The organism is Kastovskya adunca, from assembly GCF_059505785.1.
Window position 1 is genome coordinate 1 of sequence record NZ_JCACLG010000059.1, and the last position, 14719, is coordinate 14719.

At 49.2% G+C, this 14719-nt stretch carries 10 protein-coding genes; 2 read left to right on the forward strand and 8 right to left on the reverse strand.

Annotation, left to right across the window (positions count from 1 at the left end):
* Positions 1 to 68: 68 nt before the first annotated feature.
* The 8 genes from AC5JR3_RS22255 to AC5JR3_RS22290 all read right to left on the reverse strand — a co-directional run bounded on the left by AC5JR3_RS22255 (position 69) and on the right by AC5JR3_RS22290 (position 11194).
* Positions 69 to 2738, reverse strand: coding sequence for a chloride channel protein (locus tag AC5JR3_RS22255; RefSeq protein WP_495848745.1), 2670 nt, complete (start codon positions 2736 to 2738; stop codon positions 69 to 71).
* Positions 2739 to 2971: 233 nt separating this feature from the next.
* The gene (locus tag AC5JR3_RS22260; protein ID WP_495848746.1) at positions 2972 to 4282 is read right to left on the reverse strand and encodes a TldD/PmbA family protein; all 1311 of its coding nucleotides are present in this window, start codon (positions 4280 to 4282) and stop codon (positions 2972 to 2974) included.
* A 13-nt stretch (positions 4283 to 4295) separates the two neighbouring features.
* The gene (locus AC5JR3_RS22265) at positions 4296 to 5159 is read right to left on the reverse strand and encodes a Tab2/Atab2 family RNA-binding protein (protein ID WP_495848747.1); all 864 of its coding nucleotides are present in this window, start codon (positions 5157 to 5159) and stop codon (positions 4296 to 4298) included.
* A gap of 195 nt (positions 5160 to 5354) precedes the next feature.
* Positions 5355 to 7601, reverse strand: coding sequence for a glycoside hydrolase family 57 protein (locus tag AC5JR3_RS22270; RefSeq protein WP_495848748.1), 2247 nt, complete (start codon positions 7599 to 7601; stop codon positions 5355 to 5357).
* Between the two features lie 178 nt (positions 7602 to 7779).
* A complete protein-coding gene (locus AC5JR3_RS22275; RefSeq protein WP_495848749.1) occupies positions 7780 to 8022 on the reverse strand; it encodes a NifU family protein in 243 nt (80 codons plus the stop codon).
* Between the two features lie 186 nt (positions 8023 to 8208).
* Positions 8209 to 8862: a DUF3386 domain-containing protein gene (locus AC5JR3_RS22280; protein ID WP_495848750.1), complete on the reverse strand. Its 654-nt coding sequence runs from the start codon at positions 8860 to 8862 to the stop codon at positions 8209 to 8211.
* A 231-nt stretch (positions 8863 to 9093) separates the two neighbouring features.
* Positions 9094 to 10797 (reverse strand): ATP-binding protein, encoded by a 1704-nt coding sequence (locus AC5JR3_RS22285; RefSeq protein WP_495848751.1) that lies wholly within the window; start codon positions 10795 to 10797, stop codon positions 9094 to 9096.
* A gap of 166 nt (positions 10798 to 10963) precedes the next feature.
* Positions 10964 to 11194 (reverse strand): hypothetical protein, encoded by a 231-nt coding sequence (locus AC5JR3_RS22290; RefSeq protein WP_495848752.1) that lies wholly within the window; start codon positions 11192 to 11194, stop codon positions 10964 to 10966.
* 330 nt (positions 11195 to 11524) lie between these two features.
* On the opposite strand from AC5JR3_RS22290, the gene lepA reads away from it, so the two are divergent.
* Both lepA and AC5JR3_RS22300 read left to right on the forward strand, forming a co-directional pair.
* Complete coding sequence (gene lepA, locus AC5JR3_RS22295) at positions 11525 to 13336, forward strand: translation elongation factor 4 (protein WP_495848753.1); 1812 nt, start codon at positions 11525 to 11527, stop codon at positions 13334 to 13336.
* A 351-nt stretch (positions 13337 to 13687) separates the two neighbouring features.
* Positions 13688 to 14644, forward strand: coding sequence for a UDP-glucuronic acid decarboxylase family protein (locus AC5JR3_RS22300; protein WP_495848754.1), 957 nt, complete (start codon positions 13688 to 13690; stop codon positions 14642 to 14644).
* Positions 14645 to 14719: the final 75 nt, after the last annotated feature.

Genomic DNA, 14719 nt, shown 5'->3' on the forward strand with positions numbered 1-14719 from the left:
ATACTTCATACTTCATACTTCATACTTCATACTTCATACTTCATACTTCATACTTTCTTGCCCACCACTCATTTATGATTTCCCTCCGACGCCCCGCGCACCAAAATTACGGTACTGTTCACTCCACGGGCGATCGCTGTAGGAATATTGCCATGCACCGCCCGTTGCAATAAACCTTCCCGCGTAGCGCCCAAGACAACAACATCGTAGGGTTCGGCATGAGCCAGATGAATCACTGCCTCAGAGACAGACTGAGAATGCACAGGCAGCGTCATGACCTTAGTTTTGATTTGGTTGCTTAAGTTGTAAGCCGCCTTTTCCAGCAGCGTCGTATCCGGATATAAAACCAACGGTGAGAAAATTTGCGTCACGGTGATTGAGGGTTCATGAGCAATGTTTGTGAAAGCCGGAAGCAGTTCTAGGGCGTGTTGAGAGTTCGGGCCTCCTGCAATGGGCACTAACCAATGATTCCAAGCGTCCGGTAACGGACAGGCAGCAACGGCTGTGCCATCTTGAGAAACCTCATCTCGATGACCTAATTTCACTAAAACAACATCACAAGGAGCCTGCCGAATCAAAGTATCTACAACTGTGCCCAAGATGCGACCAGAAGCGGATGGTTCGGCGTTCCATCCCATCAAGAGGGAAGAAATATGACGATCTTTAATTACCTCTAAGATGGCAGAGGCGGTATCGTGGGCAACGCGAATCTGAGTATGGACACTCAGGTGAAACTTCCGCCCCAGTTGCTCCGCCTGATGTAGCAAGCGGCGACTCTTGGTCGTCTGCACGAGGGTTTCTGCTGGGCTGCTGTGGCGGGGAACGATGATGACTTGTAGGCACTCTAGTTCATAATTGTGGTCTTTGGCGATCGCGGCGGCGAGTTGCAGCAGTATCGGCGCAGTTTGCGGATTTGCCAGGGGAATCAGCAGCCGTCCTGTTCCCGTTGCTGGGGCGCGGGTTTGGTAAACCACATAGGAAGGTTCTGGCACCGGGCCGAGTTGAGCCATTTCGCCGGAAAGTTGGTCAGCTTCAGCGCGAATAATATCGGCGCGAGTAATAATTCCCACCAACTTTCGCCCCTCAGTTACCGGAAGGCGGCTGAGTTTGTAGCGGTTAAGCAGATATAGCACCTGACTTAAAGAGTCCACAGGTTTAACGAAGATTGGCTTAGGCGTCATGAACTCAGACAGGAGCGTTTCTTCATTCCGCTGACTTTGAGTTGCCTCAGCCAAGTCAGTCTGGGTAACAATTCCTACCAACTTGCCGTCATCAACCACAGGAAATCCACGATGATGGGAGCGAGAAAATGCCTGCATCGCCTCATCTAAGTGCATCTGGCTGGATAAGGTTTCTACCCGCCGTTGCATTATGTCTGATGCTTTTAGTCTTGATAGAGGGTCATTGGTGCTTGCTTCTTGAGGGAGAGTGTAGCCATTGCGTTCTAAAAGCCGTTGATAAAGCGACCCTTTGGCAATCCGGTCTGCTACTAAGTAAGACGTGACACAAGTCATCATCAACGGCAGCACCAGATTAAAGTCAGTTGTCATCTCAAACACAATAACGATCGCTGTCACCGGCACTTTCGACACGGCACTGAAAAATCCTCCCATGCCGACTAGGGCGTAAGTAATCGGCTCTCCCAGTCCGAGAACCTGGTACTGTAAAGCCCCTACCAGATAACCCAACGCCGAACCCAAAACCAGAGATGGCTGAAACAGACCACCCGGTGCGCCAGAGCCATAGGCAACCAAAGTCAGAGCAAACTGTACGATAAATGCGATCGCGTGAATCTGCCAACCTGCCCCACCCCCACCCGTAATCAGAATTTCTCGTAAGCCAGCATTGTCTCGAAAGATATCGGGGAGCAAAGCGACAAGGCAGCCAGAAATCAATCCTGCCAAGCCGATCTTTAGGGGCAAGCTAAGGGGTAAGCGATGATAAAAGCTAAGACTGGCAAAAATACCCCGATTAAACAAGCCACCTAGCAACCCAGCGAGGCTACCGAGTAAAAGATAAAAGGGGATTTCTGGGGCAGAAAAGCTAGTAGAAATTGCCTGTAATTGTAAATTGAGGTCGAGACTGCCACCCCCCAAAATCCGTGAGACCGCTGCACCAATAAAGGCGGCAACGATCGCTACACCAAGAGTCAGGCTAGAGAGGTCGCGGAGTAGTTCTTCAACGACAAAGAGAAGCCCAGCCAGCGGAGTGTTGAAGCCTGCGGCTAACCCTGCCCCGGCTCCTGCCGCAATCATTTGACGCCGATGGTCGGGAGAGGTGGGCACCCAGTGACTAAGTTGCGCGGCGACTGCTGCACCAATTTGTAATGTCGGCCCTTGTCTTCCTAACGTCAGCCCCGCCGCGAGAGCAAAAATAGTGCTTACTAGCTTCACCAGCCCTATCCGTAAATCTAAGGGCATGGGAAATCGGGCAAGGACGGCTTTAATTTGCGGTACGCCACTCCCTGTGGATTCCGGGGCGAGATACTCAATCAGTAAACCAGAAAGTAAACCGAAAGAAAGTCCAATAACTGGTAAAACGAAGAACGCAGGCAGTGCTTGCGCTGATTGAATGCGCCACGAACCTAAAACGCCAATACTGTATTTCAGTAAAACAGCAGAAAGAGCAGATACTAGACCAATCAGACAAGCTTCCGCGATCGCCAATCGTTGTCGCGGTCGGAACCAAGTTTGTAATTGTGGCGAGAGTTTGGCGAAGAGTTTTTTGTCCTGTGGCATTTGCTCTCTACCAGTAACCAACAACTGGATTAGTCACTAGTTTATGAGTCTTGACTCGGTGAGTGTTGAGGTTGGGGAGATGAGGAGATGGGGAGCAGGGGAGCAGTGATAACTTCATACCTCATACCTCATACCTCATACCTCATACCTCATACTTCATACCTCATACTTCATACTTCATACTTTCTTGCCCACTCAGGACTCAGGACTCACCGACTCACCGACTCACCGACTCACCTCCCCGCCGTCACTGATAGCCCTTCCACAATCAACGATGGCGTGTAACACGGGCCGTTCCAATCGGCGTCACTGCCTATAGCAAGGCAGCGTTTGAGGGCAGAGTAAACGTTACCCGCAACCATTGTGTCTTTCACGCGACCAATAATTTGCCCCTGCTGCACGCGGTAGCCTAGCTCCACGTTAATCGAAAAATCTCCTTCGATTCCTGCGCCGCCGCCTAATATTTGGTCGATAATCAGTCCCTCATCCAGTTGAGCGATCAAGTCGGAAAGAGATTGCTGTCCGGGATGGACGAGCAAATTCACCAGTCCGGGGGTAGGATAGCTGCCTAAACTGGGACGAAAACCACTTCCTGTCGAGTCTGTACCGAGCTGACGTCCGGTTGTGCGATCGCTATAAAATTGCTGCAATCGTCCTTCGAGAATAAACAAGAGTCGCTTTGTGGGAGTCCCTTCATCATCAAAGGGACAGCTAAATGGGCCCCAATCCGGTTGCTGAGACAAGGTAATGTTTTCTGAGACGACGGTTTGTCCTAAGCGATCGCTCCAGGGTGAGACCCCCTCCACAACTCGCTTACCATCCAATGCCGCTTGTACCGTATCCCAGAGCAAATCTGCTGCTTTTGCCGTCAACAAAATCGGCACCCGACCGCTCGGCGGGGCAACATTTTCCTTTGCCCAAGCTAAACGCTGTAAGATTTGCTGGGCAACTTGTTCCGAGTCCAGCTGATTGCGCTGGGTTTGCCCATCGGAAACACTCAAAAAGTCATCGCCCCGCACCCACTCAGCGGCAAGAAAGCAGCTCAAGGTTGTATCGGTGTAGTAGCAATCTAGTCCTTGAGAATTGATCAGGCGCGTTGTCTCTTCTTCACATTCCCATTGCCCCGTGCATAGTACATCAGGATAAACCTCTCGCACTCTGGCGATCGCCTCTTTCCCCATTTTCACTAGTTCCTCGACAGGCACCACCTCCCCCAGATCGGGATAGTTGGACGTTCGCCCGTCCGCCAGCTCGACGGTTTCCGGTTCATTGAGCTTTGATAAGGCGATCGCCCGCTCTACCAAATCCTGGGGTTCCACAGGGCCATAAGCAACTGCTAGTCCTGGACGCCCCTCTCGCCAAACCCGCAACGCTATCCCTTCGGATTGAGTACTTTCTAGCTGTTTGAGTCGGTTAGCTTCAAAAAAAACAGGCCGCGATTGCGATCGCGACTGATAGACTTCTGCACTCGTTGCCCCTGACGAAGCCGCCAACTCTAATAGCTGCTGAATCGGTACTGTTTGTGGTAAGTCGTTAGTACTCATTAATCCCCAATTCCTAGCTCAACTCTTGCAACAGCCAAAATCCGGCAAAGGATTCTGTATTTGGGTTCTCCTGAACAGCGAGAAAATGGACATTCTGGGCTTTTTGCTTGGCTTCCTCAAATCCTGTAGCTTCCTTGATGATTTGAGGGTCTTTAATGGGTGCCAGAATCCAGCTATCACTATCCCCCGTCTCCAGAAGCAATCGGGCTGGAGAACCACTATCAAACTTCACAAACGCCAGCTCTAAACCAGACATCCAGCCTGCCAGAGGAGTCGCTCTCGGAGAAAAAATCACCACACCAGGAATCCGGGCATCAGGAGCGAGGTCAAACATAGAAATCGGGAAGGCTTCACCAAAATTAATTTCCCACTCGTCCATCTCCTCAAAAGCAGCGGCTTCTAAGGTGACAAATGCCCACTGCTGACCGATCAAGGCATCCGGTAAACGTTGTGGCGTCTGTGGTTGATAACGAACAAAGGAGGAAGCCGCCGCCGAGGCTACATACCCTGGCTGCTGGGGATAAAAGTCTTGGATGCGTTGTTCTGTCCACCGATTCAGGGCGTAGGTACGGCGGCTAGCGTAGGCAGCAATACCCAACTCGTCACAGGCTTTGGTAATCATGTTGCTCATTTGCCGCCGGAAAAAGCGAATTTTTTGGGGCGGCTGGGGGGCTTTAGCGATCGCCTCCTCCAATACCTCCCGCAACCAAAGTGAATTGACCTGCTGGTTCGGACAAAACCGAGCATACTGAAACAACGAGTCAGTGGACTGCCGCGTGTCCAGAGGACTTTCACAAATTAAAACTTCCCAAACTTTTTTTTGATTTTCGTCCAAAATCGGACGCGAATAAAAATCTAATTCCCAAACAGTACTCATGCCGCACAGTTACTTATCTGACCCATCTCTTCACTTTAGAGGTTTTTCGGACTCGAAAGCGATTGAGAAATGAGACTGACGATGGGAAACGGGGATGAGCAGGTGCTCAGGAGATGGGGAGATGGGGAGCCGGAGGGACTTAGGATCAATCCCAACTGACGAGAAACCCCGACTCACCGAATCTCTTTCCCATCTTTAGGGAACTTGAATCGGAATCAAGGCATTTTCGGGTATGTAGCTGCGGAAAATACCGTTATCTGCCAAGACGACAACTAGGTGCAAGGGAAAGTCTGGCTCAATGTGTAAATCTGCCCAGGGGACTGCCACTTCCAGACACTCCTCAAAGGCGACTTGAGCGCGGCTAACACGGGCAGACCATTGGTGATGTTCTGCTGCCTCTTTAAGCCAACAGCTTTGAGTCAGCAGGTTAATACCAAGGTGGTGGTGGAACATGTAATTTAAGGGGGATTCGTCGGGTACCTCAGCCAAGGGTGCGGGGCTATTGTGCATTGTTCGCTCAGGATAAAACCAGAGTAAATGCAGTTCTCCAGGGATATCTTTGCCCGGTTGCACGCCCGCTTTGAAGTCCAAGCGCAAAAAGAAGTTGAGGTGATTTACCCCATACCAGAGCCGCTGAACGGCGCTGCTGCGGTGCATTGTCCCCCGTGCGCCGCCGATTTCAATGCGACCTGCCTGATCCCAGTCTTGCTCATCACCCCAGCCGTTGATGATCGGATGAATGAAGCTTTCCGGTCGATGATCGCCGCGAAGGGCATGAATTTCCACCGCTTGCTTGACGTTGGGAGGAACTGGCTCGTTGAGGGCTTGGTAGATTGCAGCGAGGTGTTCCCGGAACAATTGGTCAAACATCGCATCCTGGTTTGAAGAATGACCTTCGCCAAACCACCAGAACCAGTCTGAGCCTTCCGCCGCATAAAGAGCTTCCCAAACTTCTGGGTTATTTTCTTCCGTTGCTTCTGGGTGATTGGCTAAGGTCTGCCGTGCGGTAGTTAGCAAATCCCAGGCGCGATTTTTGGCAGGGTCGCCAATCCAAGTGGTGAAGCTGCCATCTACCCAGGAACCGCTGTGCAGTTGCTGGGCGGGGAGGATTTCTGTGGGGGGAAACTGTTCGATGAACTCGGAAACGGTGACTAGCTTGATGTTGCTCTCATTGCTGAGAGTCTGATAGAGAGACTTCAGGAAGGGAATGCCGTCTTTTTCGTAGTATTCCCAGCAATTTTCCCCATCTAGGGCAATGGTGACTAACCACGGCTGTTCTAGGGAGGAGCCACCGCCGGGTTGACGGTGTTTCAAGGAACGGGCGATCGCATCTAAGTGTCCCACCAAATCCGTTGCTGCCTGTTTTGGCTCCATCGACCCGTAGGTAAAGCCGATTAAGTCGGACAAGCGGTGGTCGCGAAAGACAATCGATAACGGCCCATCGGGTGTTTCTAGACGATAGGGACGGTAAATTAATTCCGGTTCTGAGACATTGCCCGCTTCATTGCGGTGGAAGAAGTGGTTAATGGAATTGCCCAAGACGGCTTCATCTGAGCAAATCCACTCAAATCCCTGTTGGGCAATGTAGGGTAAAATCTCCGGGCTTACAGATTGCTCGGAAGGCCATAAGCCACGAGGAGCGCAACCAAATCGCTCTTTGTACATCTCTCTCGCTTTGCTCAGGTGCCGGGGAATATCTTCTGACCACTGGAAGCGTTGCTGGGGTAATGCCATATTGGGCACTGCCCGCTGTCCCGCATTTGTATCTGCTAGCAGGGGCAAAATCGGATGGGTGTAGGGCGAGGTAATGACTTCTAGCTGCCCTGCCTCCTGCATTTTTTTGTGCTGCGGGATGATGCGACTGAGGATTTCTTTTTGCTTGGAGAAAATACGTTGGCGATCGCTTAAGCTGAAATTCTGTCCCTGCTTCAACCACTGCTCAATCTCTGGGTCATCCCAAAACAACGGGTCAATCCATGCCAGATTGTGCCACGCCAGCAAATCGCCGTAATCTTGGTCTGTCCAATTCTCCAGACACCACACTGCCCCTTTCTCCTGCCGCATGTGGTACAGCTGTGAATAGCGAGGATGGGGGTCGATTAAGGTGTGATGATTGGCGTCAAAGAAATGTTCAATAATGAATTCTTGTTGCTGACGAGAGAGCTGATCGCTAGACGTCAAAGCCGCCGCCAAATAGGGGTCTATGGCAGTGCCAGCAATATAATCTTCCAGTTGCAAAATCAGTGAGGGAACTAAATTCACCGTTTGATGCAACTTAGGATAATCCTCTAGAAGCAATACCAAATCTAAATAATCTTTCGTACCATGCAGTCGCACCCAAGGCAGACGATACTGACCCGGAGCATCGGTGGTACCCGTGCGGCTTTTGTACAGCGGCTGGTGCTGGTGCCAGATAAACGCGACGTATAAAGGATAAGACATAGAAGTGTTTAGGCCAGAGGTGGGCAATTAGGGACTAGGGATGGGGTAGAGCGTGCTGGGTTTTGAGTAGTCAGGATTTAGTTGAAGGTTGAAAGTAAACAAGTTGAAAGCTACCAACGTGAATATATCCAGCATTTCATCCTTCATACTTGTCTGCCTACCCCACCGTCCCTAATTTCTACATCACTTGCTCGACTTCAACGATTTCTGGGATAAATTCGCGCAAGCGACGCTCAATGCCCATTCTCAGGGTCATGGCTGAACTAGGGCAAGACCCGCAAGCACCTTGTAAGCGGAGTTTGACCACTGGGCCATCTAAGCCAACGAGTTCAACGTTACCGCCATCAGCCATCAGGTAAGGACGCAATTCATCCAAAACCGTTTCGACGTTTTCAGGAGTGAGTGCCAATGTTTGAGACATAATCTACCTTTTGTGATTGTTTACTTGCAATTTTCGCTCTGTGTTTATCCTAACTTTCCTCAACAGAGCTACAGAAATCGGCTACTCGCCATCAATGAGGATCGATATCCGAACGGCACTAGTTACTTGGTTTAGCGATCGCACTATTATTGATGGCTGAGTGACCGAGCCTTGAGGATAAAAACGCTAGACTGTAGCGGGTTCTAAGAGCTTGATGTTGGAGAAATTGAACTCCGTGCTGGTTTTGTCGTCGCCTTTGATGGAGTGAACGACTTGACGCGTCATCACGTAGTAGTTGCCGACTTTTTCAAATGTCTCCTCGAAGTCTTGTTTGCCAGTGACATCGCCTGTCTTGGCGTTGCGGAAAACAGCGTTGTAGGCTGATGAAACATAGCCTTCTCCAGTGTCGAGACTTTCTTTTGTGTTGATGGTGAATGCCATCGGTCCCATGACACGGCTGACTTGACTAATTTCTTTGCCTCGGACTTTGTAGTTAGATCCCATGGAATCGCCTTTTACCAGAATCTCCACCGCACCTGTGGGGTCTTCTTCCCCCAGGCTAAAGGCGCTTTTGCCATGAGCCTTTTCAAAGGATGAGCGCTTGCGGTGAGTGACAATATCACGCATCTGGTTGTAGACGCTTTCTTGTACCTTTTCGTCTTCGATTCCGGTGACCTCTACAGTGAGATCGCGATTGATTTGAACTTTACCGCTGTAAACTTCGTCATTTTGCTTGACTTCAACATCAGCACTGTAGCCAGGGAAGTTTTCGTTCCATGTGTAGCGGTTTTCGTAGGCAGCCTGAAACATTTCCCGCGCTTTGGTTTGCTCTGTCGTCATAGAACTTTACTTGAATTAACTTTTTATATTGTAGAAATTGTTACTGACTGCGTTGAGTCAGCGCGATCGCATTTTTGTAATCAATCTCGACTGAGCCTTCGGGTAAAGGCGTCTCGCGTTCCCATGCAAAAGTATACTGGCTTGGAAACGCGATCGCTCAAGCCAAAGAAAAAGTTAATTTTTGCTTTCATCCCCGCAAAGGGCTTCCTCAGCGCCACACCTCGTTAGAAGCTATTCCATCCCTAAATTAAGCAGCTCAATGCCTTCTGATTCTGATGTTTGCGAAGAAATCATCACGGGTTCTTGATACAACGGAATGGTGAAGGTGACTGTTGAACCTAGTCCTTCCCCCATGCTGTAAAAATTGACCACGCCTCCCATGCTTTCAACGAGTTTCTGGGAAATCGTCAGTCCTAAGCCTGTTCCTCCGTACTGGCGAGTGCGTTCCCCATCAACTTGACTAAAAGATTGGAAAAGCTTGTCTTGCTTGTCGAGAGAGACCCCAATTCCTGTATCAGCAACGCGCACTTTCACCACGCCAGGAAGTTTGTGGTTTTTCAGCGTCACCTTTTTCTTCACAATTTCCGTGCTGACTGTCACGCCGCCTTCGTGGGTAAATTTGATCGCATTGCCTACCAAATTCAGTAGCACTTGCAACAATCGTTGGTAGTTGCCAAATAAAATCACATTATCGTGGGTGGGAGGTAGCTCGATATTAAGGCTCAGTTTCTTTTCCTGTGCCTGATTATTTGTAAACTTCTCAACAGCATGCATCAGTTCGTTGAGCTGGACAGGGCTTAAATCCAGCTCCATTTTCCCGGCTTCGATTTTGGCAATGTCGAGGATATCGTTGATGATATCGAGGAGGTGGAGAGCCGAGCGGTGAGCGTCATCAATGAACTCACTTTGTTCCTCTGGGCTGTCTACCAATCCATCGATGATTAACTTCAGGCTACAAATAATGCCATTGAGGGGCGTCCGGAGTTCGTGAGTTGTATTAGCGAGAAATTGACTTTTCAGCCGAGAGGCTTCTTCTGCTTGCGCCCTAGCTGCTTCTAGCTCTTTATAGAGGGTGCCGTGAGCGATCGCCGTACCCACTTGATCGGCTAATTCCCGCACGAGTTCAATTTCTGCAACAGTCCAGTGACGGCGGCGATCGCATTGTTGCAAGCTAATCAAACCATTGGGTTTGTCTTTATAGGAAGTTGAAACCACTAAGACTGATTGTTCTTCAAATGTCGTCGGAGTGATTTGCTCGACAACTACGGGTTCTTCGCTATCGATTGCCTGTCTTAGGTGCGGCTCTAGGGCGAGTTTCAGCCGTTGACCTAACATTGAGCTAAAGGGTTTCTGGCAGTACTCTGCTTCTACATTAATCGTCTGCTGCTCTGGTTTGTAGGAGCAAATAATACAGCGACTAACCGCGAGAGCTTCGCCTAAACTCGTGACGGTACGTTGCCAAATTGTGTCGAGATCAAGGGTACGACGAATGCTGCGGGAAATTTGGGTTTGGAGGTTTTTGTAGGGATCAGCAAGCGGTGGCAAAATTGGCTCCATCACCGTTGAAGCTAGCGCCTGGGGCAATAGATACCCCATCACGAGTACGGTAGTGGCGTTACCCTCCCTTGGCAAAATGGGGCTAATGACTAACTCCACTGGAAAATGTTGGTCAGCATAGCAAAAGGAGTAGACGCCACGTTCTGGAGTTCGTCGTTCTAAAACTCTTTGGATTTGTGCCTGATAGCAGTCTAGAGCCACGGGGTGAAAGGTCTCCTTTAAGGGTACTTTTACCACCTTCTCTAGACTCAAGTCATAGCGTTCAGCATTTTGCCAGTAAAACGAGAGATACTGACCTGACGCATCTTGAGTAAATACCAGTTCTGAACCTAGATCCTGCAAAAAGCTAACGTTGCCTTGTGCAGTTGCAGATTCCATAGGGTTATACCAATATTGAGGACTTTGAGAGTTAGCAGAAGCAATCATTAGCAGGAACTTGGGAACTGCAAGTTACGAAATTAAGATGTAGCGAACCCCTGTAGATGCAATCAACTGTGGCTCAAAGCCTCAGTACCGATTTTTTGGCAAAATGCCTGAGCCTGATTTAATCATTCCATTCCCCACGGGGCGGCACCGGAGGATTGCGCTCTAAGGTACGAGCTAGCTCGTCATCTCGTTGACGTTCCCCTCTCAGCCACTGCCGAATTGCTGTTTCAATGACCTTACTAGGGTCGTTCGTCAGGTGCTTAATTTGGTCTACAAGTTCGACGTCTATATGAATGGAAATTTCTTCTTTATCAGGGGAATGTTCGCGGTGTAAGGCATGCTCATTCATGTTTACTCAGGGGAGTTTCTTTTAAATGCATTTTACGATAACTATTTAAGTTACTCAGTCAATAGCACTTGTCTCCACTAAAGAGCCACTTTATTTAAGCTTCTCTGGCTTAAGATAGCAAAAGCAATCTTGTCTGTTGGCGCGGTCTCGGCTGGCTAAGACTGTCTAGAAGCGGGAGACTGGGAAACCAAGGCTTCACTTGAGAGTGGCAAAGGCACTGAATCCTGTCGAGCTTGTTATAACATCCACAGGAATTGCGGAAACATTAAAATACATTAAGTGCTACTGACTCTTTGGTTGCTGGTTCTTTTTTGTGACCTGTGAATAACTATGACTGACGTTCCCGTCTCGCGCATCCGCAATTTCTCGATCATTGCTCATATCGATCATGGAAAATCCACTCTAGCAGACCGCTTGCTACAGACCACGGGCACGGTGGACGATCGGCAGATGAAAGAACAGTTCCTGGACAACATGGATTTAGAGCGGGAGCGAGGTATTACCATCAAGTTGCAAGCGGCACGGATGAACTATACTGCCCGTGACGGTGAGCAGTACGTCCTCAATCTGATTGATACACCGGGGCATGTGGACTTTTCCTATGAGGTGTCGCGATCGCTAGTGGCTTGTGAGGGGGCATTATTAGTTGTCGATGCCTCTCAGGGAGTGGAAGCCCAGACATTAGCAAATGTTTACTTAGCCCTAGAAAATAACCTAGAAATTATCCCCGTCCTCAATAAAATTGACTTGCCAGGAGCCGAACCGGAACGGGTAATCAACGAAATTGAGGAAATTATCGGGCTTGACTGTAGCGGGGCGATTAGGGCATCGGCAAAAGAAGGAATTGGGATTCCCGAAATTTTAGAGTCTATTGTACATTTGGTGCCCCCGCCAAAAGACACAGTAGATCAGCGGTTGCGGGCGTTGATTTTTGACAGTTACTATGACCCCTATCGGGGAGTGATTGTCTATTTTCGAGTCATGGATGGTACGGTCAAAAAAGGCGATCGCGTCCGCTTGATGGCATCGAAGAAAGAGTACGAAATTGACGAGTTGGGCATCCTTTCCCCTACACAAGTTCAGGTTGAAGAACTTCACGCTGGGGAAGTCGGTTACTTTGCGGCTGCCATTAAAGCTGTCGAAGACGCCCGTGTTGGTGACACGATTACCCTCGCCGCCACTCCGGCTGAAACCGCTCTACCGGGTTACACCGAAGCCAAACCGATGGTGTTCTGTGGCTTGTTCCCGATAGATGCCGCTCAGTACGAAGACTTGCGGGATGCCCTAGAAAAGCTCAAACTCAATGACGCTTCCTTGAACTACGAACCGGAAACCTCTAGTGCGATGGGCTTCGGCTTTCGCTGCGGCTTCTTGGGATTGCTGCACATGGAGATCGTCCAAGAACGCTTAGAACGAGAGTACAACCTGGACTTGATCACTACCGCCCCTTCTGTGGTGTACCGCGTCACTACGAACAAGGGTGAAGTCTTGAATATTGATAATCCCAGCACCTTACCTTCACCGCAGGAACGGGAGAAAATTGAAGAACCCTACGTCAAAGTAGAGATGATTACACCGGAAGATTACGTTGGCACGTTGATGGAACTGTGTCAATCTCGGCGGGGCGTTTTCAAGGATATGAAATATCTCACTCTAGGGCGAACAACTTTAGTTTATGAGTTGCCCTTAGCGGAAATCGTGACCGACTTTTTCGATCAACTTAAGTCTCGTTCTCGCGGCTACGCCAGTATGGAGTATCAGATCATCGGCTACCAGGAGAACTTTTTGGTGAGGCTGGATATTTTGATTAATGGCGATGCGGTTGATTCTTTGGCAATGATTGTCCACCGCGACAAGGCGTACAATGTCGGTCGGGCGATGGTGGAAAAACTTAAGGAACTGATTCCTCGCCACCAATTTAAAATTCCTCTCCAAGCTTCTATCGGTAGTCGCGTTGTCGCTAGTGAACAGATTCCTGCCCTACGCAAGGATGTGCTGGCGAAGTGCTACGGCGGTGATATTTCCCGGAAGAAAAAGCTGCTCCAAAAGCAAGCCAAGGGTAAAAAGCGCATGAAAGCCGTGGGTACGGTGGATGTCCCCCAAGAAGCGTTTATGGCAGTGCTGCGCTTGGAATCGCCATAAAATAAAGGGGGCTGCCAAAAATCCATTTTTTTCTCTAGGGGTACGGCAGGTTGGTACCCCCTAGTGCTTTATTTACCTACAGATTTGGTGGGGCGGGTTGTTGCTAAGTTCTCTTGATTGCCCGCCAGTAGGAAGCTTGGGGCGACGCTGACTCTAGCAAGAGTGTTGTTTGAATCCTTGATTGGGATGAGAGCGATCGCCTTTTCTCGTACACCCTTTTTCAAGGTTCAAAGAGTCTTTACCATAAGATGTACAATTCTTCACTATAACTTGATAAAACCCTACAGATCTGGACACCTTTGTGTTCCAAGGTTAGTTTAAGATTGATTTCAACCCATAAGAGTCAGTTGCATGAGAATTCTGGTTACGGGTGGTGCTGGTTTTATCGGTTCCCATCTCATCGATCGATTGATGGTGGATGGTCATGAAGTCATTTGTTTAGATAACTTCTATACCGGAAGTAAGCGCAATATTCTCAAATGGCTAGATCACCCCTATTTTGAATGTATAAGGCACGATATTACTGAGCCAATTCGCTTAGAAGTCGATCAAATCTATCACCTAGCTTGTCCAGCTTCGCCAATACACTACCAGTTCAATCCTGTCAAAACCATAAAAACAAACGTTTTGGGAACCCTGAATATGTTGGGGTTAGCCAAGCGGATAAAGGCAAGATTCCTACTGGCTTCAACCTCGGAAGTGTACGGCGACCCAGAAGTTCATCCGCAATCAGAAGACTACAGAGGTAACGTCAATCCCATTGGGATACGTAGCTGTTATGACGAAGGCAAGCGTGTTGCAGAAACCCTGGCTTTTGACTACCACAGACAAGGTGGTTTGGAAATTCGCGTTGCCCGGATTTTCAACACCTACGGCAGTCGCATGTTAGAAAACGACGGTCGCGTGGTGAGCAACTTTGTCGTGCAAGCCCTCAGAAATAATGCCCTTACCGTGTATGGTGACGGGTCACAAACGCGTAGTTTCTGCTACGTATATGACCTGGTAGAAGGGCTGATGCGACTGATGAATGGCGAACATACAGGTCCCATCAACTTAGGGAATCCTGATGAATACACCATTTTAGAACTGGCTGAGGCGGTTCAAAAGATGGTCAATCCCGACGCAAAACTTAGCTTCAAACCCTTGCCAGAAGACGATCCGCGCCGCCGTCGTCCAGATATTACGCGGGCGAAGAATCTGCTAGATTGGCAACCCACCATTCCCTTAGAAGAGGGATTAAAAATGACCATTGAGGATTTTCGCGATCGCTTAAATTCCACTCCAGAAAATCACATGGCATCGTTGTGAAAAACCAATCAACTATAAGTTGAGCTGTGTGTTTTAACTGAATCTGTTTTCGAGCAAGATACTGCCCAAAAAACT